This is a genomic window from Streptomyces regalis (assembly GCF_001509475.1).
In the GTDB taxonomy this organism is placed as follows: domain Bacteria; phylum Actinomycetota; class Actinomycetes; order Streptomycetales; family Streptomycetaceae; genus Streptomyces; species Streptomyces regalis.
Window position 1 is genome coordinate 1 of sequence record NZ_LLZG01000022.1, and the last position, 20,264, is coordinate 20,264.

At 72.2% G+C, this 20,264-nt stretch carries 9 protein-coding genes and 6 pseudogenes; 10 read left to right on the forward strand and 5 right to left on the reverse strand.

Features of this window, described 5'->3' with window-relative positions; all coding sequences use genetic code 11:
- Positions 1-67: 67 nt before the first annotated feature.
- Positions 68-883: an ABC transporter permease gene (locus ADL12_RS05145; RefSeq protein WP_062698947.1), complete on the forward strand. Its 816-nt coding sequence runs from the start codon at positions 68-70 to the stop codon at positions 881-883.
- 112 nt (positions 884-995) lie between these two features.
- Here ADL12_RS05145 and ADL12_RS58310 read toward each other — a convergent pair.
- From ADL12_RS58310 to ADL12_RS49640, 3 genes and pseudogenes are all read right to left on the reverse strand, one after another.
- Positions 996-1,843 (reverse strand): annotated as a pseudogene (locus ADL12_RS58310) (M20/M25/M40 family metallo-hydrolase).
- 24 nt (positions 1,844-1,867) lie between these two features.
- A complete protein-coding gene (locus ADL12_RS05155; protein ID WP_062698951.1) occupies positions 1,868-2,599 on the reverse strand; it encodes a dienelactone hydrolase family protein in 732 nt (243 codons plus the stop codon).
- Positions 2,600-2,678: 79 nt separating this feature from the next.
- Positions 2,679-3,198, reverse strand: a pseudogene (locus ADL12_RS49640) (IS630 family transposase); the annotation flags it as partial.
- 144 nt (positions 3,199-3,342) lie between these two features.
- Here ADL12_RS49640 and ADL12_RS05170 point away from each other — a divergent pair.
- The 6 genes from ADL12_RS05170 to ADL12_RS05195 all read left to right on the forward strand — a co-directional run bounded on the left by ADL12_RS05170 (position 3,343) and on the right by ADL12_RS05195 (position 17,280).
- On the forward strand, positions 3,343-3,915 hold the full coding sequence (locus ADL12_RS05170) for a hypothetical protein (protein WP_208614476.1): 573 nt from the start codon (positions 3,343-3,345) through the stop codon (positions 3,913-3,915).
- A 71-nt stretch (positions 3,916-3,986) separates the two neighbouring features.
- Entirely contained in the window at positions 3,987-4,268 is a 282-nt protein-coding gene (locus tag ADL12_RS05175; RefSeq protein WP_244187778.1) for a type 2 periplasmic-binding domain-containing protein, read from the forward strand.
- A 263-nt stretch (positions 4,269-4,531) separates the two neighbouring features.
- Positions 4,532-12,085 (forward strand): type I polyketide synthase, encoded by a 7,554-nt coding sequence (locus ADL12_RS05180; RefSeq protein ID WP_062698961.1) that lies wholly within the window; start codon positions 4,532-4,534, stop codon positions 12,083-12,085.
- A 14-nt stretch (positions 12,086-12,099) separates the two neighbouring features.
- Entirely contained in the window at positions 12,100-15,105 is a 3,006-nt protein-coding gene (locus tag ADL12_RS05185) for an aldehyde dehydrogenase family protein (protein WP_062698963.1), read from the forward strand.
- Positions 15,102-15,368: an acyl carrier protein gene (locus ADL12_RS05190; RefSeq protein ID WP_062698965.1), complete on the forward strand. Its 267-nt coding sequence runs from the start codon at positions 15,102-15,104 to the stop codon at positions 15,366-15,368. The genes ADL12_RS05185 and ADL12_RS05190 overlap by 4 nt, the downstream gene beginning before the upstream one ends.
- The gene (locus ADL12_RS05195; RefSeq protein WP_159053084.1) at positions 15,361-17,280 is read left to right on the forward strand and encodes a fatty acyl-AMP ligase; all 1,920 of its coding nucleotides are present in this window, start codon (positions 15,361-15,363) and stop codon (positions 17,278-17,280) included. The genes ADL12_RS05190 and ADL12_RS05195 overlap by 8 nt, the downstream gene beginning before the upstream one ends.
- Here ADL12_RS05195 and ADL12_RS49645 read toward each other — a convergent pair.
- Positions 17,204-17,535: pseudogene (locus tag ADL12_RS49645) on the reverse strand (IclR family transcriptional regulator domain-containing protein); the annotation flags it as partial. The gene ADL12_RS05195 and the pseudogene ADL12_RS49645 overlap by 77 nt on opposite strands.
- Between ADL12_RS49645 and ADL12_RS49650 the strand changes: the two are divergent.
- Together ADL12_RS49650 and ADL12_RS05205 are read left to right on the forward strand one after the other, a co-directional pair.
- Positions 17,530-17,786 (forward strand): annotated as a pseudogene (locus ADL12_RS49650) (4-hydroxy-2-oxovalerate aldolase); the annotation flags it as partial. The pseudogenes ADL12_RS49645 and ADL12_RS49650 sit on opposite strands and share 6 nt — an antisense overlap.
- Positions 17,787-17,848: 62 nt before the next feature.
- A pseudogene (locus tag ADL12_RS05205) lies at positions 17,849-18,324 on the forward strand (TetR/AcrR family transcriptional regulator); the annotation flags it as partial.
- An 85-nt stretch (positions 18,325-18,409) separates the two neighbouring features.
- Here the strand turns inward: ADL12_RS05205 and ADL12_RS05210 are convergent.
- Positions 18,410-19,066, reverse strand: a complete 657-nt coding sequence (locus ADL12_RS05210; protein ID WP_062698971.1) for a TetR family transcriptional regulator — start codon at positions 19,064-19,066, stop codon at positions 18,410-18,412.
- A 337-nt stretch (positions 19,067-19,403) separates the two neighbouring features.
- Between ADL12_RS05210 and ADL12_RS56085 the strand changes: the two are divergent.
- A pseudogene (locus tag ADL12_RS56085) lies at positions 19,404-20,264 on the forward strand (hypothetical protein); the annotation flags it as partial.

Below are 20,264 nucleotides of genomic sequence, written 5' to 3' on the forward strand. Positions count from 1 at the left end.
TCGACGACGTCTTCTTCGCCCTGACCGGCGCCACCGACATCCCCCACCAGCCCAAGGAGACCGCCCGATGAGTTCCCTCTCCCTCGCCGTCCGCGACTCCTCCACGATGCTGCGCCGCAACCTCCTGCACGCCCGGCGCTACCCGTCCCTCACCCTGAACCTGCTGCTCACACCGGTCATGCTGCTCCTGCTCTTCGCCTACATCTTCGGCGACGTGATGAGCGCCGGTATCGGGGACGGCGGTGCCGACCGGTCCGAGTACCTCGCGTATCTCTTCCCGGGCATCCTGATGCTGACCATCGGCGGCACCACGATCGGCAGCGCGGTGTCCGTCTCCACGGACATGTCCGAGGGCATCATCGCCCGCTTCCGGACGATGGCGATCCACCGCGGTTCGGTGCTCGTCGGGCACGTCGTCGGCAGCGTGCTGCAGTGCGTGATGAGCGTGGTGCTCGTCGGGGCCGTTGCCGTGGCGATCGGGTTCCGGGCCACGGACGCCACCGTCCTGGAGTGGATCCTGGCAGTCGGGCTGCTGACGCTCGTCTCCCTCGCGCTCACCTGGATCGCGGTCGGCATGGGGCTGTCCAGCCCGAACGCCGAGGCGGCCAGCAACAACGCCCTGCCGCTGATGATCCTGCCGCTCCTCTCCAGCGCCTTCGTGCCGGTCGACGCGATGCCGGGCTGGTTCCAGCCGATCGCCGAGTACCAGCCCTTCACACCCGCCATCGAGACCCTGCGCGGCCTGCTCCTCGNGACCCTGCGCGGCCTGCTCCTCGGCACCGAGATCGGCAACAACGGCTGGCTCGCCGTCGCCTGGTGCCTGGGACTCGCCGCACTCGGCTACCTCTGGTCCAAGTCGCTGTTCAACCGCGACCCGAAGTAGGGCCGGCAGCTCGTCCCACTCCAGGGCGGCGTACTCCGACACCACGTCGGCGTACGCCGCCCGCCGGGTACGAGGTCCGAGGGCTTCCCGACTAGCTAGCGGGCGTGAGCGGTCAGTGCTGGTTGGCCAGGCGCAGGAGGGTGGTGGCCAGGACGTCGACGCCGTGGGCGCAGGCCTGGGGGGGGGTGGAGTACTCGCGGCGGTTGTGGCTGATGCCGTCGCACTCGCCTCGTACGAAGATCATGGCGGTGGGGCAGAGCGCGGCGATCTCCTGGGCGTCGTGGCCGGCGCCGGAGAGCAGGGAGACGTGCTCCAAGCCGTGGTCTTCGGCGGCCTGTGCGATGGCCTTCCGCACGCCCTCGTCGAAGGGAACGTAGGCCGTCTTGGCCATCCGCCGGACGGTGAGTGACAGACCAGGCTGACTGTCCTGGCGATCAGGTGGCCGACGGTGGCGCGCGCAGGTCGGTGGGTGTGGTGCCGGCGTGGGCGGCGCGGCCGTGAATGGTGATCTCCTGCCAGGAAATGCCCTGCACACCGGTGACCACACCCGATCTCGACCTCGTTCTCGGCGAGAACGGGGCCCTGTTCGATGTGGCACTCGACGTAGACGTGGGGCGGGGCGAGGCGTACGTCGACAGGTCCGTCGAAGCCGGTGCGGGCGAGTTCCCCGCCGAGGGTGAGACCTTCGCGGTCGGTCAGGGCGTGGGCGTACTCCAGGGTCAGGCGGCCGGCGGCGACGGCACTGCCGAGCATGTCGGTGCCGAAGCGGACGCCCTCCTCCTCGGTGAAGAAGCCGACCTCGATGGGGCGGCGGGTGGTGATGCCGAGGTCGTTCAGGGTGCGGACGACCTCGATGCCGCCCAGGACGCCGAGGCAGCCGTTCGGTGCCCTCGCGACGGCCGTAGATGTTCCAGATGTTCCCCATCCGGTCGACGCGGCGGCCAGTTCGGCCTGTTCCATCCATGCGATGACCTGGCGGCGGTATCAGCCAAGGTGCCGGGCGAAGAATCGGAGCGTGCTGTCTATCTCGAATGCCGGGACCTCACCGTGCTTGCCGGGGTTGGCGTGCAGCGTCTTCTCCTTTGAGGCGAAGGCGTCGAACAGTGCCAGGCTCTGGGTCCGTGGCACTCGCTCATCGTCCCACTGCACGAGGAACTCCACCGGGACGGTAATCCGCGCGGCGGTCTCGGCTGACACCTCAGCACCGCCCAGGCCCAGCACCGCCGCCCGGACCCGGGACTCGGCGGCAATAAGCGGGACACCGATCACGCAGCCCAGCGACACACCCCAGTAGCCAACGGGGCCAATGCCAACATGACTGAGCTTCTGGACCGCGTTGAGGACTGTCTGCCATTCCGGCACGATCTGGCGGACAACGAGCGCTTGGAAGCCGGCGATCAGCGGGGCCAGTCCCTCACCGGCGTCAAGCCGGGCCTCGTACTCGGTCGCGATCCGGGTGAACTCCTCATGTTCCGGCTGGTCACCGTGGCTAGGCGCATCGACCGCCACCACGGCGAAACCGCACTCGGCCACGAAGCGGCGCGCACGGTCCACGATGCCAGGGGCCTTCTTGTTCTGACCGCCGCCATGCCCCATCACAATCAGGGGGCGGGTCCCGTCGGCACCTCGTGGAGTCCATAGCACGCCAGGGATGTCGCCGAGGAGGAAGAGCTGTTCAAAGACGCCGTCGGACGACGTCTCAGAGGTAAAGCGCATAGTTTTTCGGTCCTTTCGGGATGCCTGTTGCGGGCGCTTTCGAGTGTGATGCGCCGACAGTGGCGCGCAGGTGCCCTGCCTTGTGGGTGGTGTGGGCGGTGCCGTCTAGGGCGAAGTAGCGCAGGGCGGTGAACTGGGCCTCGATCTGGTTGAGCCAGGAGCTGTTGGTCGGGGTGTGGGCGATCTCGGTGCAGCGAGCGCAGGTAGCGGCAGAACTCCAGGAACTTCGACCTGTTCTTCGTCTTCTTGATGTGCCCGTAGAGCTGGTTCTTCGCCAGGTCGTAGGCGGCGAACAGGTGGCGGACCCCGTGGGGGCGTGTGTAGCCCCATTGCAGGTGCTCGATGCGGGCCTTCTTGACCGCGTAGTCCGGGTCGTGTGAGGTCTTCCAGGTCTTCACGCGTTGAAACGAGACGCCCTCTTCGCGGAGCAGGACCCGAAGGCCCTCGTGGCTGATGTCGTCGACCACCCCCTCGGTGACCAGGAAGTCGGCCAGCTTGGCCAGGCTCCCGGTCGAGAACGGCAGGCCCTGCTCGGCCATCACGTCGCGGACCCGGTCCGAGCTGGTGCACGTGACCGTCGCGGTCTTGTCAACGGGCATGCCCTGCGCGGAAAGCAGCACTGTCTGGGCCCGCCGCCAGGTCACCACCGAGCCAGTGCCCCGGCGGATGATCCGCAAACTGCCACGGCCGGGCGGGAGCCGCTGACTCCCCGCCCGGCCGCCGTGCCGTAAGCTTTGGGGGCGTTGCTTGTGCTGGTGGTCGGCGAGATGACCGCGCCGACGGCACAGGCGGATGCGGCTGTCTTCCCGCTGTCCGGCTACGAGGTGGTCAGCGCCACCGTGCCGGTGGCTGCGGAAGCCACCGGAGCTACGGGGGTGGACTGCCCCGAGGGCAAGAGGCCACTCGGCGGCGGGGTATATACCGGCGACGACGACATGAGGGTGGTCGAATCGTTCCCCACGAGCTCGCGCCGTTGGGCGGGAGCCGTGTTCAACGGCAGCGGCTTTGAGTCGGTCATGGACGTGTACGTGATCTGCGCGCGCGTCAGCCCTGGGGAAGGCTATGAGGTGGCCGGGGACGGCAACGTGCCGGTGGCCGTCGGAACCACCGCGAGCGCGGCCGTGGACTGTCCCGCGGGCAAGAGGCCGCTCGGCGGCGGAGTCAGCGCGGGCAGCGACGACCTGAGGTTGGTCGAGAGGTTCCCCCTGGGAGCGCCCCTTTCCCCAACCGGCTGGACGGGAACCGTATTCAACGGCGGCGACGCTTCGACCACCTTCGACGTGTACGCGGTCTGCGCGCCCGTCCCCACGGACTGAGCCCGTTCCCTGATCCCTCAACCATCCGCCGCGACAAGGGCCTTGTCGCGGCGGATGGTTTGCGCAAGGTGATGGAACCCGAAGGCACAGCCGCCCGGCACTGGGCCATGCCCCTGTGCCGCAACGCCGGCTTCCGAACCCGACGTGCGGCCTTCCTCCCCAAGCTCGTCTTCAGCGGGCAGCCCCGGACCGTCACCCTGCGGCAACTCCCCCGCGGCCAACGCACGCGCCGCATCTTCATCGTCGTACGCCGAGGCCGCAGCCGGCACCCCGCCGTCCTCGCGTGCCGCGACGCCCTCCGCCGCGCAGTCATCCTCCGTTCCAACCAGGCAGCCCCCAACGACATGTGGTGACTCACACCCTCGATGAGCGGCAACGACGCACACGAAGCATTGCCAGTCACGTGACTCCCTGTGTCGGGCGCCGTTCCCCCACTTGGATCTGCCAGCTCCGCAGGTTGACTCCGATTGCCGTCGCACGCATGGGAGTTGTCGCAGGTCACAACGTGAAGAGAGGGAAAGTACCGACCGGTTCCGCTTGACCTGTCCCGACACCCCGGCCATGGTGATCTCGTAGTCGCACGATTACACAGAGTTTCGGGACTGGGGGCGTAGGGATGTCGCGGGATTCGTACGGGATGGGCGCGTTCGCGATCGTGGGCCTGGGGTGCCGGCTGCCCGGCGGGATCGTGGATCTGCCCGGGTTGTGGGAGGCGTTGGAGGCCGGGCGTGACCTGGTCGGGGCGGTCCCGGAGGACCGGTTCGAGAGCGCGCGGTTCGTCGACACCGCGATGACACGGCCGGGAAAGTCGTACACCGCGCGAGGCGGGTTCCTGGCGGACATCGCCGGGTTCGACGCGGACTACTTCGGGATCTCGCCGCGGGAGGCGGCGCAGATGGACCCGCAACACCGGCTGCTCCTGGAGACGGCCGTCGAGGCGCTGGACGACGCGGGGATCGACCCCGCGAGGTTGGCGGGATCCGACACCTGTGTGTTCGTCGGTGTCTCGGACTTCTCCTACGGCGGGCTGCAGATGGTCAGGGCCCGGCGGATGAACGCCTATTCCATGGCGGGCACGGCCCATTCGATCGCGGCGAACCGGCTGTCGCACTTCTTCGACCTGCGTGGGCCCAGCATGGCCGTCGACACCGCCTGCTCGTCGTCGCTGGTGGCCGTGGAGCGCGCCTGCCAGGAGCTCGCGTCGGGCGGCAGCCGTGTGGCGCTGGCGGGCGGGGTCAACGTGCTGCTGAACCCTGCGGGATTCGTCGGGTTCAGCCAGGCGTCGATGCTGTCGAGGCGGGGCCGGTGCGCGGCGTTCTCGGCGGACGCCGACGGGTTCGTCAGGGCCGAGGGCGCGGGCGTGGTGGTGTTGAAGCCGCTGGCCGACGCACTCGCCGACGGAGACCGGATCCACGGGGTGATCGCCGGCGCCGGCAGCAACTGCGACGGGCACACGGTCGGGCTGGCCCTGCCCAGCGCGTCGGCACAGGAGGACCTGCTGCGGCGGGTGTACGAGCGGGCGGGGATCGCGCCCGACGAGGTCGGGTACGTGGAGGCGCACGGCACCGGCACGCAGGCGGGCGACCCGGCCGAGTGCACCGCGCTGGGCCAAGTACTGGGCGTCGCGCGGACGGTGGGGCCGCTGCCCATCGGGTCGGTGAAGTCCAACGTCGGGCACCTGGAGCCGGCGTCGGGCATGGCGGGGCTGTTCAAGGCCCTCGCGGTGCTGCGCTACGGCACGATCCCCGCCTCACTGCACCTGGATCCGCTCAACCCCGGCATCGACTTCGCCGGGCTGGGGCTGGAGCCGGTCGACCGGGCGCGTCCGCTGGCGTCGGGGGGCCGGGGCCTGCGGCGCTTCGTGGGCGTCAACTCCTTCGGGTTCGGCGGGGCCAACGCCCATGTCGTCCTCGGCCCGCCGCCTTCTGCCAACCCGCGGCCCGGCGCGGATGCGGTCGGCGAACTGCCGGTGATCGCCTCGGGACGTACCCCGCAGGCGGCCGAGGAGGCGGCGCGGCGGCTGGCCGCCCGGCTGACGGGCACCACGCCGGAAAAGCCGCCCACAGAACCGGCGCAGTCGGCGGGATCGGCGGAGTCGATGGGATCCGCGGAGTTCTACGACATCGCGGCCACCACCGGTCTCCGCCGCGCCAGGCACCGATACCGCCGCGTGGCGCTCGCCTCGTCCCCGCGCGAGGCCGCGCGGATCCTGACCGAGGACGGGGTCACCGGTGAGGCGGTCGAGCGCGGCCGGGTCGGGCTGGTCTTCGCGGGCAACGGCTCGCAGTGGGCGGGGATGACCGCCGACCTGCTGGACGCCGACCCGGTGTTCCGCGCCGAGGTGGAGGCGGTCGACGGCGCGCTGGCGCCCCGGATCGGCTGGTCGGTCGCCGCGCAGTTGCGCCGGCCGGCGGACGAGTGGGGGCTGGAGGCCACCGAGGTGGCGCAGCCGCTGCTGTTCGCGGTGCAGGCCGGCATCGTCGCGGTCCTGCGTGAGCGGGGCGTGCGGTGGACGGTCGCGCTTGGGCACAGCGTCGGTGAGGTGGCCGCCGCGTACGCCGTCGGTGCGCTGACGCTGCAGGAGGCGGCGTGGGTGGTCGCCGAGCGCGGCCGGGCCCAGGCGGCGACGGCCGGCCGGGGCCGGATGGCCGCGGTGGGGCTGCCGTCGGCCGAGGCTGAGCGGGTGCTGGCGGCGTATCCGGGCCTGGTGGTGGCCGCCGTGAACAGTGCCAGGGACGTGACGGTCGCCGGGACGGTGAACCAACTCAAGTCGCTGGGCGAGGAGTTGACGGCCCGCGAGGTGTTCTTCCGGCTCATGGACCTCGACTACGCCTTCCACAGCCCGGTCATGGAGCGGGTCCGCGCCCCGCTGGCCGTCGGCCTCGCAGGGCTGGATCCGAGCGGGAGCGCCGAGGCGCTGATCTCCACGGTCACCGGCGGCCCGGTGCCCGCGAACGGCCTGGGCGCCGAGTACTGGTGGCGCAACGTCCGCGAGCCGGTCCGGTTCGCCGCCGCCGTCGACCACGCCCTGGACGCGGGCGTCGACGTCCTGCTGGAGGTCGGCCCCCATCCCGTCCTGCGCACCTATCTGCGCCGGATCACCGCCGGGCGCGACCGGGTGGCCGTACTCGACACCCTGCGCCGCGACACCGCCGGCCCGGCCGCGCTGCGTCGGTCGGTCGAGGCGCTGATCGCCGCCGGGGCGCAGACGGACTGGACGCGCTGGTTCCCGCGCCCCGCCCGGGTGGCGGAGCTCCCCGCGTACCCGTGGCAGCGGGAACGGCACTGGAGCGGCACCCCGCAGCAGTGGATCGTCAGCAGCGGATCGGGGCGGCTGGACCACCCTCTGCTGGGCGAGCGGCTGCCGACGGCGGAGCCCTCCTGGCACGGGCCGGTCGAACCGGTGCTGGTGCCCTGGCTGGTCGACCACAAGGTGGCCGGTTCGGTGGTGCTGCCCGCGACGGGCTACGTCGAGATGGCGCTGGCCGCCGGGCGGCGGGTGCTGGACGGCCCGGTGGAACTGGCCTGGCTGGAGGTGAGCCGCCCGCTGGTCGTCCCGTGGGACCGGGCCGGGGACGTGCACCTGCAGCTCGGGTTCTCACCCGACGACGGCATGGTGTCCATCACCAGCACCGAGGCCGTCGACGGCACCGATGCCGACGGCGCTCGGCCCCGTGCGCACGCCCGGTGCCGGGTCCGCGAGCTGATCGGCCGCCCGCCCGCCCGGATCGACCTGACCGCAGTGCGTGCCCGCTGCGCCCGCCGGGGCGACGTCGGCACCCTGTATCCCGAACTGGCCGCGGCCGGCCTGGACTACGGGCCCGCGTTGCGGCAGCTCGCACGGCTGCACATCGGCGACGGGGAGGTACTGGCGGCCTACCGGCACACCACGGACGCGGCCGACACCGCGCAGTACGTGGTACATCCGGCGCTGCTGGACGGCGCGCTCCAGGCATGTGTGCCGCTCGTGGCCGCCCGGGCCGACGCCGGGCAGTGCTGGCTTCCGGCCGCGATCGGGGCCGTACGTGTGTGGCGGAGCCCGTCCGCGACGGGGATGCTGCACGTTCGCGACCGCTCGCGCGCCGCCGCCGAACTCTGCTTCGACATCACCGTGACCGACCCGGACGGCAGCGTCACCGCGGAACTGGACGGCGTACGCATGCGGCGGGTGCCCGGCCCGGCCGACCGGGTGCCCCTGCGGTACGAGACCGTGCTGCGGGCCGCGCCGCACCTCCACCTGCCGTCGGCGCCCTCGCCGCTTCCCGCCAACCATGACCTCGCCGCGGCCGCCGCAGGGAGCGTTGCCGCGCTGGAGGCCGGCTGGCGCGCCACGCGCTTCGCGGACTTCGCCGCCCGGCTGAAGCTGGTGACCGCCCATGTGGCCGCCGCCGCGTTCGGGAGCCTGCTGCCCGCCGACGGGGCCGAGTTCACGCCCGCCGACCTGATCCGGCACGGGATGCTCCCCGGCTACGACCGGCTGGCGCGGGCCCTGCTCGGCCTGATGGCCGGTCACGGTCTGGCCGCCGCCGGCGAGGACGGACGGTGGCGACTGACCGGCACTGCGGCCCCAGGACCCCTCCTGGCCGCGCTGCCGTCGGACTTTCCGGCCTGCAGTGCCGAAGTACAGCTGGCGGTCTGCCAGTTGTCGCACCTGACGCAGGTGCTGCGCGGTGCACGCGACGCGCAGCACCTGCTGACCGGCCAGGGTTCCCAAGAAGCCCTGGAGCAGTTCTACGACATGGCGCCGTCCTGCCGTCTCCACAACCGGGTCATTGCCGCGCTGGCGGCGGAGATCGCCCGGATCTGGCCCGAGGACCGGCCGCTACGGATCCTGGAGATCGGCGCGGGCACGGGTGGGACCGCCGCCGCGGTGCTGCCGCTGCTGCCGCCCGAGCGGTCCGTCTACCACTTCACCGACGTCTCCGCGGGGTTCTTCGCCCGCGCCCGGCACCGTTTCGGTGACCACGACTTCGTCGACTACCGCCCGTTCGACCTGAACGCCGACCCGGCCGGGCAGGGCTTCGCCGACGGCGCTTACGACCTGATCGTCGCGGCCAACTCCCTGCACACCGCGACATACTTGGGGGCTGCCCTGCGCCGTGTGCGCGGGCTGCTGGCCCCCGGTGGCCGACTGCTGGCCTTCGAGACACACGACACGGAGTACCTGCTGCCGTTCTTCGGCACGCTGGACAGCTTCTGGCGGCACGAGGACGAACTGCGTCCGCACTCGCCCCTGTTGAGCCGGGACCAGTGGACTGATCTGCTCCGCGCATGCGGCCTCGCCGATGTCGTCTGCCTCGGCGGCACCATCGAGTCACCGGCCCGGGACGGTCTCTCGGTGCTGCTGGCCTCCGCACCCGTATACGCGACCGCTCAACCCGCGCTGCCCCGGCCGGACGACGGCACCCGGTGGATCGTGGCCACCGAGAGCGAGTCGGAGAGCCCCTTGGCCGAGCGCCTCGCCGCCCTCCTGGCCGACGGCGGAACGCGGTCCGTCCCGGTGACGCCCGCTCCCGTCGCCCCCGCGGCCTGGACGGCGACGCTCACCGGTGACGGCAACCCGGCCGTGGTGCTCCTCCTGGGCGACTCCCCCGCCGGCTCCCCCGCCGACCCGCAGGCGATGCTCGACCAGGCCGTACGGCGCGCTGCCGCACTGCGCGGCCTGGCCGCGGCCTGCCGGAACCTCCCGGACGGCGCCCGGCCCGCCCTGTGGCTGGTGACCCGGCCCAGCGGCGCGCTGCCCACGCCCGAACACGCAGCCCACCCGCAGGACGCCGCCGCCTGGGGCGTGTCCCGCACCCTGGCCAACGAGCACCCCGATCTGCGCGTGACCCGGCTGTCGCTGGAACGCCTCGGCGACCCGGCCGCCGATGCGCATCGGCTGGCCCGCGAACTGCTGGAACCCGCCGTGTCGTGCGGTGACGACGGGGGCCCGGCCGCACGTGAGGACGAGATCGTCATCACCTCGGGCGGCCGCTTCGTCCCCCGGGAACGCGAACTTCCGTCCGGCGAGCACGTCGAGCAGAGCGGCAACGAACCCTGCGCCCTTCAGATCCGCACGCCCGGACTGTCGTACGAGCCGGTCTGGGCCCGGACCCGGCCCATCGTTCCCGGGGCCGGTGAGGTGGTGGTCGCGGTGCGCGCCGCCGCGCTCAACTACCGCGACATCATGCAGGCGACCGGTCTGCTGCCCCCCGAGGCGGGCGAAGGGGGGTTCGGCGAGGACGGGCCCGGCTTCGAATGCGCCGGGATCGTCACGGCCGTGGGTGAGGGCGTACGCGAGCCGGCCGTCGGGGACCGGGTGTGCGCGGCCGTTCCGGCCTGTCTGGCCTCGCACACGGTGGCTCCCGCGGCGGCCGTGGTGAAGATCCCCGACGGTCTCGGATTCGCGGAGGCCGCGACGCTGCCGGTGGCCTTCCTGACGGTCCACTACGCCCTGCACGACCTGGCGCGGCTCGCGGCCGGGGAGACCGTGCTGGTGCACGGGGCTGCCGGTGGGGTGGGGCTCGCCGCGGTCCAGTACGCCCTTCTGGTGGGCGCCACGGTGATCGCCACCGCGGGCAGCCCGGCCAAGCGCGACCTGCTGCGCGCGCTGGGCGTCGAGCACGTACTGGATTCCCGGAGCCTCGACTTCGCCGGTCAGGCGCTGCGGATCACCGGTGGGCGCGGGGTCGACGTGGTGCTCAACTCGCTGGCGGGACAGGCCATCGACCGGGGCCTGGAGACGCTGCGGCCGGGCGGCCGGTTCATCGAACTCGGCAAGCGCGACATCTACGCCAACAAGCCGCTCCTCATACGGCCGTTCAGCCGCAACATCGCCTTCTTCGGCGTCGACGTCACCGCCCTGCTGTCCGACGAGGCCGGGCTCGAACACGGTCGGCGTCTGCTGGCCGAGATCGCCGAGCGGGTGGCGGACGGCCGCTACCGGCCCTTGCCGCACACCGTGTACCCGGCCGCACGTGCCAAAGACGCCTTCGCGCTGCTGCAGCACTCGCGGCACATCGGCAAGGTCGTCGTGAGCCTCGACCCGCAGGACGGCCCGGTTCCCGTCCGCACCCGGCCCGAGCCGCCCCGGCTCGATCCCGGCGGCACCTATCTGGTCACCGGCGGGCTGAGCGGATTCGGCGCCGCGACCGCCCGCAGGCTCGCCGACCGCGGCGCCCGCCATCTGGCCCTGGTCTCCCGGCGGGGCGCCGACGGTCCGGAGGCGAAGGATGTACTGTCCGACCTGGCCGCGCTGGGCGTGACCGCCACGCCGTACGCCGCCGATGTCACCGACTCCGCTGCCATGGCCGAGGTGATCGGCCGGATCGAGGCCACCGGGCACCGGCTCGCGGGGGTGGTCCACGCGGCCATGACGCTCGACGACGCCCCGCTCACCGAACTCACCGACGAGCGGATCCGCGCGGTCCTGGCGCCCAAGCTGGCCGGCGCGGCGGTCCTCGACGCGCTGACCCGCGAGCACGACCTGCGGCTGTTCTGGCTGTACTCCTCGTTCACCACAGCCATCGGCAACGTCAAGCAGTCCGCCTACGTCGGCGGGAACCTCTTCACCGAAGCGCTGGCCCGGCGACGGCACCACGGCGCACGACCGGCCCTCGCCGTCACCTGGGGCGCGCTCGGGGACTGCGGCCACGTCGCCCGCGAGGGCCTCGTACCGTCGATGGAAGCGCTCGGCACGTTCCCGCTCGGCTCGCGCGAGGCGCTGGACGCCCTGGATTCTCTGGCGGCGTCCGGCACCGCCGTCGCCGGTGTCGGCCGCTACGACTGGGCCCGGCTGCGCACCTTCCTGCCGGCCCTGACCACGCCCCGCTTCGCGGCCCTGCTGCCCGCCGACGGCGACTTCGGCGGCCACACCCGCCAGGACCTCGTGGCGGCCCTGGCCGGCCTCACCGCCGAGGAGGCGCTGACGACCGTCGGCAGCACGCTCGCCGAGTACCTGGCCCAGATCCTGCAGACCGACGCCGCCCGCCTGGACCCGAAACTTCCCCTTCAGGACTACGGCGTCGACTCTCTGATGGCCGCCGAGCTGCTGACCACGCTGCGGCAACGCCTCGATGTCGAGATCCCGCCCCTGGAACTCCTCCAGGGCGGCGTCACCGTCACCGACCTCGCCCGCCATGTGCTGCTGCGCCTGGGCGTGCGCACCACCGACACCGCCAACGGCTGAAAGGGAGGCCCTTCATGGTGACCTGTCAGGAACCCCATATCCCAGCGGCCGATACCCCGGCGCCCGAAACCCCGACGGCGGACCGCGCCGAAGGCTTTCTCAGCTTCGGTCCCCTCATCGGCGGCGCCACCGTCCCCGGCCCGACCGAGTGGGTCTACGCACTGCGCGCGAGCGCTCTGATCGACGACCCCATCGGCGCCACCTGCTACCGCAACGCGCTCAACGCCGGGCGCATGGGCGCCGACGCCCACCCGGAAACGATCCTGGGACGCTGCGCGGTCGCCGGACCCGACCTCATGGGGACCGCGCTGCGCACCGCGCGGCACGCCGCGGACGAATGGGGCGGCAGCCCGGGGCCCCAACGCGCCGCCGTCGCCGAGGCGTTCCGCGCGCGGCTGCGAGAGCACGCGGACACGCTGACCGACCTCCTGGTCGAGGAAGGGCACCCGGTGCGGCTGGCCCGGATGGAGGTCGCCGACCTGGTCACCTTCTTCGCCCCCGAGACCACCGACTGGTGTCTGCGTCAGCTGGAGACACGGCACACCACCGGTGGACGGACGGTGTCGCTGCGCCGGGTGCCGGACGGCGTCGTATGCGTGCAGCCGCCGCAGAACACCCCGGCGCTGAGTGTCGGCGCGGCCTTCCAGTCCGTGCTGGCGGGCAACGCGCTGGTGGTACGGCTGTCCCGGCAGGCGCCGATCGCCGCGATGTATCTGCTGGAGCGGATCGCCGTGCCGGCGCTCGCCGAGGCCGGCGCCCCGCCCGGTGTCCTGTCGGCGCTGTGCACCGACCCGGCCCAGGCACTGGATGCCTGGCTGGACAGTCCGCTGGTGGACGACGTGCTGTACTTCGGCGACTCGATCCGCGGCGAACAGATCGAGAAGGCGTGTCTGGTCGCGGGCAAGAAGCCGATCCTGGAACTCGGCGGCAACGACATGGTCGTGGTGTGGCGTGACGCGCCCCTCGACCAGGCCGTGGACGCGCTGCTGGAGTCGTACCACGGCAGCGGCCAGATCTGCTGTGCGCCCAACATCGCGCTCGTCCACCCGGAGATCGCCGACCGGCTCACCGACCGACTCACCGAACAGGTCCGGGCGTTGCGGCCCGGCTTCCCCGACGATCCCGAGGTGGTGCTGGCCGCGACGCCCAACACCGCCGGATACGACGCCGCGCTCGCCGACGCCCGGCGGGCGGGCGCCCGTGTGCTGACCGGCGGACGCCACCTGGACGTGGGCGGGCGGGAGAGCGACGTCGCCGTCTTCGCGGAGCCGGCGCTCATCCGGGTCGACGGGCTCGCCCGGGCGCGGGAGCTGCGGTCGGTCCGGCACGAGACGTTCTTCCCGATGCTGACCGTCGTCGTCCCCGAGCCCGCCGGTGACGGCGAACTCCTCGCCGAGACGGTGTCGTTCGTCGCCGCCGGCGCCTACGGTCTGCGCAACTCGCTGTGGGCCCAGGACCCGGAGGTCGTCGACCGGTTCGTCCGGGACGTCCGCTCGTGCGGCCAGATCCGGGTGAACGACTCGCACCTCGCGGGCGTTCCGTACCTGTCCAACCATGGCGGTCCGGGGCTGAGCGGCGACCGGTTCGGCGAGCTCAACTACCCGATGCTGCGCACCAGCCGCCTCCAGGGCGTGTCCGTGGCGCAGCCCCCGCCCGCGCACTCCGATGACGTCGTCCCCTATGTCCCGGCGCGGCGCAGGCCCAGGGTCGAGGCGGTCCGGGAGTACCCGCCCGGCTGGCCGCCCGAGGAGCTGCCGGGTGGGCTGCCGGCTCCGTTCACCGAGGCGTTCCAGCACGACCCGTATCCGACGCTGCGCTGGCTGCGCGAGCACCGGCCGGTGAGCCGGATCATGGCCCCGGACGGTCCGGGCTGGCTGCTGACCCGCTACGACGACGTCCGCCGGGCCCACACCGACCCGCGGGTGAGCTGCGACAGCAAACGCGTCAGCGCCGGCCGTATGTGGCTGCGGCACTGGCCGTCGGAGCTGCGGGAGCGGCTCTTCACACACCTGCTGGACAGTGACGACCCGCGCCATGCCGAACTGCGGGCGATCATGCGGCCGTTCTTCACGCCCGCCCGCCAGGAACAGTGGCGCTCCCGGGTGCAGCGCGTCGTCGACACCCGGATCGACCAGATCGTGGACCGGGGCCGGGCCGACCTCATGGCGGCCGTCGCCTACCCGCTCGGCGGCAACGTCCTGTTCTCCGTCCTCGGCGCCACCCCGCCCCGGATGAACCATCTGCGGGCGATGATCTGGCGTACCGCCGAATGGAACAACGACGTCCCCTACGTGGCGGCCCTCGCCCACGAGATCGACGGGTTCGTCCGCAGGGCCGTCGCCGAGAAGCGCCGCGCCCCCGGCGACGATCTGATCTCGCTGCTGGTCCGGGCCCGCGACGAGGACGGGCTGATCGGCGAGGACGAACTGCACGGCCAGGTCATGATGATGCTGGTGGCGGGTCAGGACCCCAGCATCAACAGCGTCGGCAACAGCCTGCACGCCCTGCTCACCCACCCCGGCCAACTCGCCGAACTCCGCGGCGCCCCGGCCCTGCTGGAGACCGGGATCGGGGAGCTCCTCCGCTACGAGAGCCCGTTGCCCTTCACGAGCTGGCGGGGCACCCTCGAACCCGTCGAGTTCGGCGAGGTGACCGTCCCGGCGAACGAGTCCCTGTTCGTGTGCCTCGGCGCGGCCAACCGGGACCCCGCCCGCTTCCCCGACCCCGACCGGCTCGACCTGCACCGGCCCACCCCGGGCCATCTGGCGTTCGGGCACGGCGCCCACTACTGCCTGGGCGCCCACATCGGCCGGATGACGGCCGAGGCCGCCGTCACCACCGTCCTGCGCCGGCTGCCCGGCCTGCGGCTGGACGGCACGCCGCGGTGGCGGCCCAGCATGTTCGAACGCGGCCTCAGCGCCCTGCCCGTCGCCTGGGACGTACCGCGAAAGGCTCATAAGCTACGGAAGGCTCAGAAGTCGCAGAAGATTCAGAAGCCCCAGAAAAGGGCCGTTCGGTGAACCGCGCCGAGATCCTCGCCGAACTGAAGGCGATGCTCGCCGAGTTCGGCGATGTCAACCCCGAACAGGTCGACGAGCAGACCGCGTTCATCGCGGACCTCGCCCTCGACTCGCTCGTCCTGGTGCGGATGGCCGTCGTCGCCGAGGAGCGGTTCGGGGTACGCATCCCCGACGAGGTCGCCTGGGAGCTGCACACGGTCGGCGCCGTGGTCGGCTACGTGGAGGAGGCCCTGTCCGGGCGGATCGGAGCCGGTGGTGAGTGAACTCGTCCGGTTCCTGCGGGAGAAGGTGTGGCTCCTCGGCGACACCCGCTGGTACGCGCGCGTGGACAGCGTCCGGGGCGAGCTCGTCGAGGTGGAACGTCTCGGGTACGCCCAACTCGACGCACGGGCCCGTGCGGTGGGGGCATGGCTGGCCGACCGGACACCGCCCGGCGCACACGTCCTGCTGATGTACCCGGCGGGCCTGGAGTTCTTCGCGGTCTTCCTCGGCTGCCTGTACTCCGGGCGGGTCGCCATCCCCGCCCCGCTGCCGACCACCGACCGGCGGGCCCTGGAGCGCGCCGAGGGCATCATCCGCGACGCGGACGTCGGGCTCGTCCTCAGCGACGCCGCCCACCAGCCGGGGCTCGACTCCTGGCTGGCAGGCCTGGGCCTCACCTTGCGGACGGAGTGCGTCGCTACCGACGGGATCGTGAGGGCCGAGAGGGCCGAGAGGGCCGAGAGGGCCGAGAGGGCCGAGAGGGCTGACAGGACCGTACTGCCGGACCCCGGCCCCTGGTCCCCCGTCGCCCTGGAGCTCTCCGCGACCGCCTACATCCAGTACACCTCCGGGTCGACGAGCGAGCCGCGCGGTGTCGTCATCACCCACCGGAACCTGCTGCACAACCTGCTGTCGATCAGGGAGAAACTCCTCCCCGAGGACGTCCTGGACGAACTGCGCCACGACCCGACGCAGTCCGGCGCCGGATGGCTCCCGCACTACCACGACATGGGTCTGGTCGGCATGCTGCTCAGCCCGCTCGCGAGCTGCGGCAACCTCGTCTTCTGCTCCCCGGTGTCCTTTATCGCCCACCCGCTGCTGTGGCTCCAGATGATCAGCCGGTACCGGGCCTTCTACACCTTCGCCCCGAATTTCGGCTACGACTGGCTGCTGAGGAGCCTCAAGGACGGACAACTCACGGACATGGTCCGGGACTTGGACCAGGACTTGAACCTGGACTGCCTGCGCTTCGCACTGAGCGGCGCCGAGCCCGTCCGCGCCGACGTCCTGAACGCCGTCGCCCGCCGACTCGCCCCCATCGGGTTCCGTCCGGACATCTGGGCGCCCAGCTACGGCCTGGCCGAGGCCACCCTCATGGTGACCGGCACGCCCTGCGGCAGCGGGCCGACCGTGGGGCGCTTCGACCGGGACGCGCTGGAGGCCGGCCGCGCCGTGCCCGCCCCGGACGGCGTCGCCCCGGACGGCGTCGACCTGGTCGGCTGCGGCCGTCCCGCCGACGCCGACGTCCGGATCGTCGACTCCGCGACCTCATCTCCCCTGAAAGACGGGCAGATCGGCGAGATCTGGGTGCGCGGCGACAGCGTCGCCGACGGCTACCTCAACGACCCCCAAGGCACCGCCGACCACTTCGCCGCCGTCACCGCCGACGGCGACGGCCCGTACCTGCGTACCGGAGACCTCGGCTTCCTCCAGGACGGCGAGCTCTACGTCACCGGCCGTGCCAAGGACCTGATCATCGTCAACGGCCGCAACATCCACCCCCAGGACATCGAACGCGTCAGCGAAACAGCCGACCCCGCGACCGGCCCCTGCGCCGCCTTCGCCCTGCCCGACGCCTCCGGCCACGAGCAGATCGTCCTGGTCCAGGAAATCCGCCCGCTCCACCTCAACGGCCGCACCCCCGCGGCCCTCGCCGACCTCATCAGAAGGCGCCTGGCCCAGGAACTGCGGCTGGCAGTCCAGATCGTCATCGTCGGGCCGATGAGCGTGCCCCGAACCACCAGCGGCAAGATCCAGCGCACACGAACCCGCGACGAGCTCCGCTCGACGGGACTCGATCCCCTGCACTCCGACCTCCGGGAGTGCGCCCAGAGCCTCAGCCGCCGCCCCGCAGCACCCGCGACAGCCCCAGCGCCGCGGTGCGCACAGCAGGAGCCGGCTGAGCGGGGCTGAAACGTGAGCGGGGCACGGCCACCGAGAGGGCGGCCACCGCGGTGCCGCCGGCGAAGACGGGAGCCGCGATGCAGCTCGCACCCGGCACGGCCCCTGCTCCTCGTAGGCGAGGCCCGAGACCTGGATCTTCTCCAGGGCCATGCGCAGGCGGCCCGGGTCGGTGATCGAGTGCGGGGTGAGGCTCGGCAGCGGCCGGGAGAGCACCTCCTCCACCAACTCGGCGCCGGAGAAGGCCAGCAGGGCTTTGCCCACGTCCTCGACCCGGCCACCGAGCTCGGCATCCACGCCCACCACAACCTCGCCCTGGGCGTGGCCAACACCGTCGTCGCCGTCGAGAGCGGCGCCGTACGGGTCGACGCCTCGCTCGCCGGGCAGGGCGCGGGTGCCCCTGCGACCTGTTCCCCCTGATGGACGCCGCCGACGATCTCGTACGACCGCTCCAGGACCGCAAGGTGCGGGTGGACCGCGAGACCCTCAGCCTCGGCCACGCGGGCGTCTACTCCAGCTAGGGCACATCCGATGACCAGGACACATCCGATGACCAGCGCGCAAGAAGCGCGCGAACGGGGTGGAGTCCCGGCAGCGGATCCTCGACGCCGCCGTCGAGATCGCCGGCGAGCGCGGCTACGAGGGCACGTCCATCGCGGCGGTCAGCGCCAAATGCGGACTGCCGGCCAGCTCGATCTACTGGCACTTCAAGGACAAGGACGACCTGATCGCCGCGGTCATCGAGCGCAGCTTCGAGACGTGGATGGCCGCGATGGAACTGCCGGGGGAAGAGGCCGGTACGCCGCGGGAGCGGGTCACGACCATGGCCGCGAACGTGGCCAGGTCACTGGTCGACGCGCCGGACTTCCTGCGCCTCGGCCTCATGCTCGCCCTGGAGCGGCGACCCACCGAGCCCCGGGCCCCACGGTGTTCCTCCAGGTCCGCGACATCAGCCGGCGGAAGATCGCCGAAGTGGTCGAAACGGTCCTGCCCGACCTGGACGAGGACGCCGTGCAGGCGCTCACGACGTACGCCTTGGCCGGCGCCGACGGCCTAGGTCCCCCCTCTGGAGGAGCGCGTGCCAGGCACCGCGACGCCGGCATGATCCGCCGGACAGGCCCTGGGCCGGCTACGACCTCGCTCAGTCGTCGGCTGCGGCCTCCGCCGCCACCGTCGAGGCGACGGCGTCGACCGCGGCGCGCGCCTTCTCGTCCGGCACACCGGCCGCGATGAGCATGGCGACGGCGGTGTGGGTGCCGTCGTCCTCCAGCGCCCCGGTGTTGACCTCCTCCAGCAGGGCGACCGTCATCGCCTCCAGACCGGCGCTCAGCACGGCCGGGGGCAGGTGCGTGTGGAAGACGCCGTCGCGCTGGCCTCGTTCCAGGATGGCCGTGGCCTCGGCGCGGGCCGGTGCCAGGACCTCGGCGACGCGTTCGGCGCCCAGGTCGCGGCGGGCCAGCGCCAGCAGGAACCGGTAACGGTCCCCCACCGGCCAGATCGAGAACACGAAGTACGCAAGCGCCCGCTCGGCCGGCTCGCCCGACCCGAAGCGCGCAGCCCCGGCCGCCAGCACGCTCCGAAGGGATTCGGAAGCCTCCTCGGCGAGTGCCTCCAGCAGCGCCGCGCGCCCGGGGAAGTGACCGAACAGGGTGCGCCGTACGACACCGGAGGCCCGCGCCAGTTCCTCCAGCGTGATGTCCGGGTTGCGGCCGAGCTCCTGGCGTGCCGTGGCCAGGATGCGCGCCCGGTTGGAGCGCGCGTTGCGTCGTTGGGGGACGCGGGCCATGGGCTTGGGCAAGGAAAACCTCGGGCATCGGGGGTCGGATACGGCAGGCGGGCCTGCGCAGACTGTACCGCCACCGAGATCTCCGAGGTCACAGCCCTGGGACTGCTCAGCCGGGCGGCGAGGTGGTGGTCGGCCGCGGTCTTCGCCGGCGGGCCGTTTTGTGCAGTTGCAGTTTCACGGCACTTGGCCCACCGCACGGGCCAACTGGCGTGCTGCGCTACACCATCCGGTGACTAATGACCCTCGCAGTGTTTTTCATATCTACCGATTTCCTATGCATCCACTGTCCGGCTCTTGGTGCTGACCAGCCGTCACGAGGCCCTGAACCAAGTCGAGGAGAGTGGAGAAGATGACGACATCGCCGAAATGGCGATCCGTTCTGGCGTCGGCCGCCATGGCTGCCGCGCTCGCCGCAGCCGCGCTGACGAGCGCGGGAACCGCCTACGCCCACGACGACCACAAGACCCCGCATCCGCCGTACCCGGCGAAGCCCGCCCACCCGGCACACGCGATCAAGCCCGCCCACGCGGCCCACCCGGCGAAGCCCGAGAAGCCCGCTTTCCCGGTCCACCCCGTCAAGCCCGCTTACCCGGTCCACCCCGCCAAGCCCGAGAAGCCTGCCTACCCGGTTCACCCGGCCAAGCCCGTCTACCCGGCCAAGCCCGACAAGCCTGCTCACCCGGTTCACCCGGTCAAGCCCGCGCTCCCCGCGAAGCCCGCGCTCCCGGCCAAGCCGGCCCACCCGGTCAAGCCGGCGCTGCCGGCCAAGCCGGTACTCCCCGCAAAGCCCGCGCTCCCGGCGAAGCCGGCACTCCCGGCCAAGCCCAAGCTCCCTGCGAAGCCCGCACTCCCGGCCAAGCCAGCGCTCCCCGCGAAGCCCCAGCTTCCGTCCAAGCCCGCACTCCCCGCGAAGCCGGCACTCCCGGCCAAGCCAGCGCTCCCCGCGAAGCCCCAGCTTCCGTCCAAGCCCGCACTCCCTGCAAAGCCCGCACTCCCCGCGAAGCCGGCACTCCCCGCGAAGCCGGCACTCCCGGCCAAGCCAGCGCTCCCCGCGAAGCCCCAGCTTCCGTCCAAGCCCAAGCTCCCGGCCAAGCCAGCACTCCCCGCAAAGCCCGCACTCCCGGCCAAGCCCAAGCTCCCGGCCAAGCCAGCACTCCCCGCCAAACCCGCACTCCCGGCCAAGCCCAAGCTCCCGGCCAAGCCAGCACTC

What these genes read in the sequence shown, in the direction of transcription:
- ADL12_RS05155 (WP_062698951.1), bottom strand. Translation starts at nt 2,599, where the DNA reads ATGCGCTTTACCTCTGAGACGTCGTCCGACGGCGTCTTTGAACAGCTC.
- ADL12_RS05175 (WP_244187778.1), top strand. Translation starts at nt 3,987, where the DNA reads ATGGAACCCGAAGGCACAGCCGCCCGGCACTGGGCCATGCCCCTGTGC.
- ADL12_RS05185 (WP_062698963.1), top strand. Translation starts at nt 12,100, where the DNA reads ATGGTGACCTGTCAGGAACCCCATATCCCAGCGGCCGATACCCCGGCG.
- ADL12_RS05180 (WP_062698961.1), top strand. Translation starts at nt 4,532, where the DNA reads ATGTCGCGGGATTCGTACGGGATGGGCGCGTTCGCGATCGTGGGCCTG.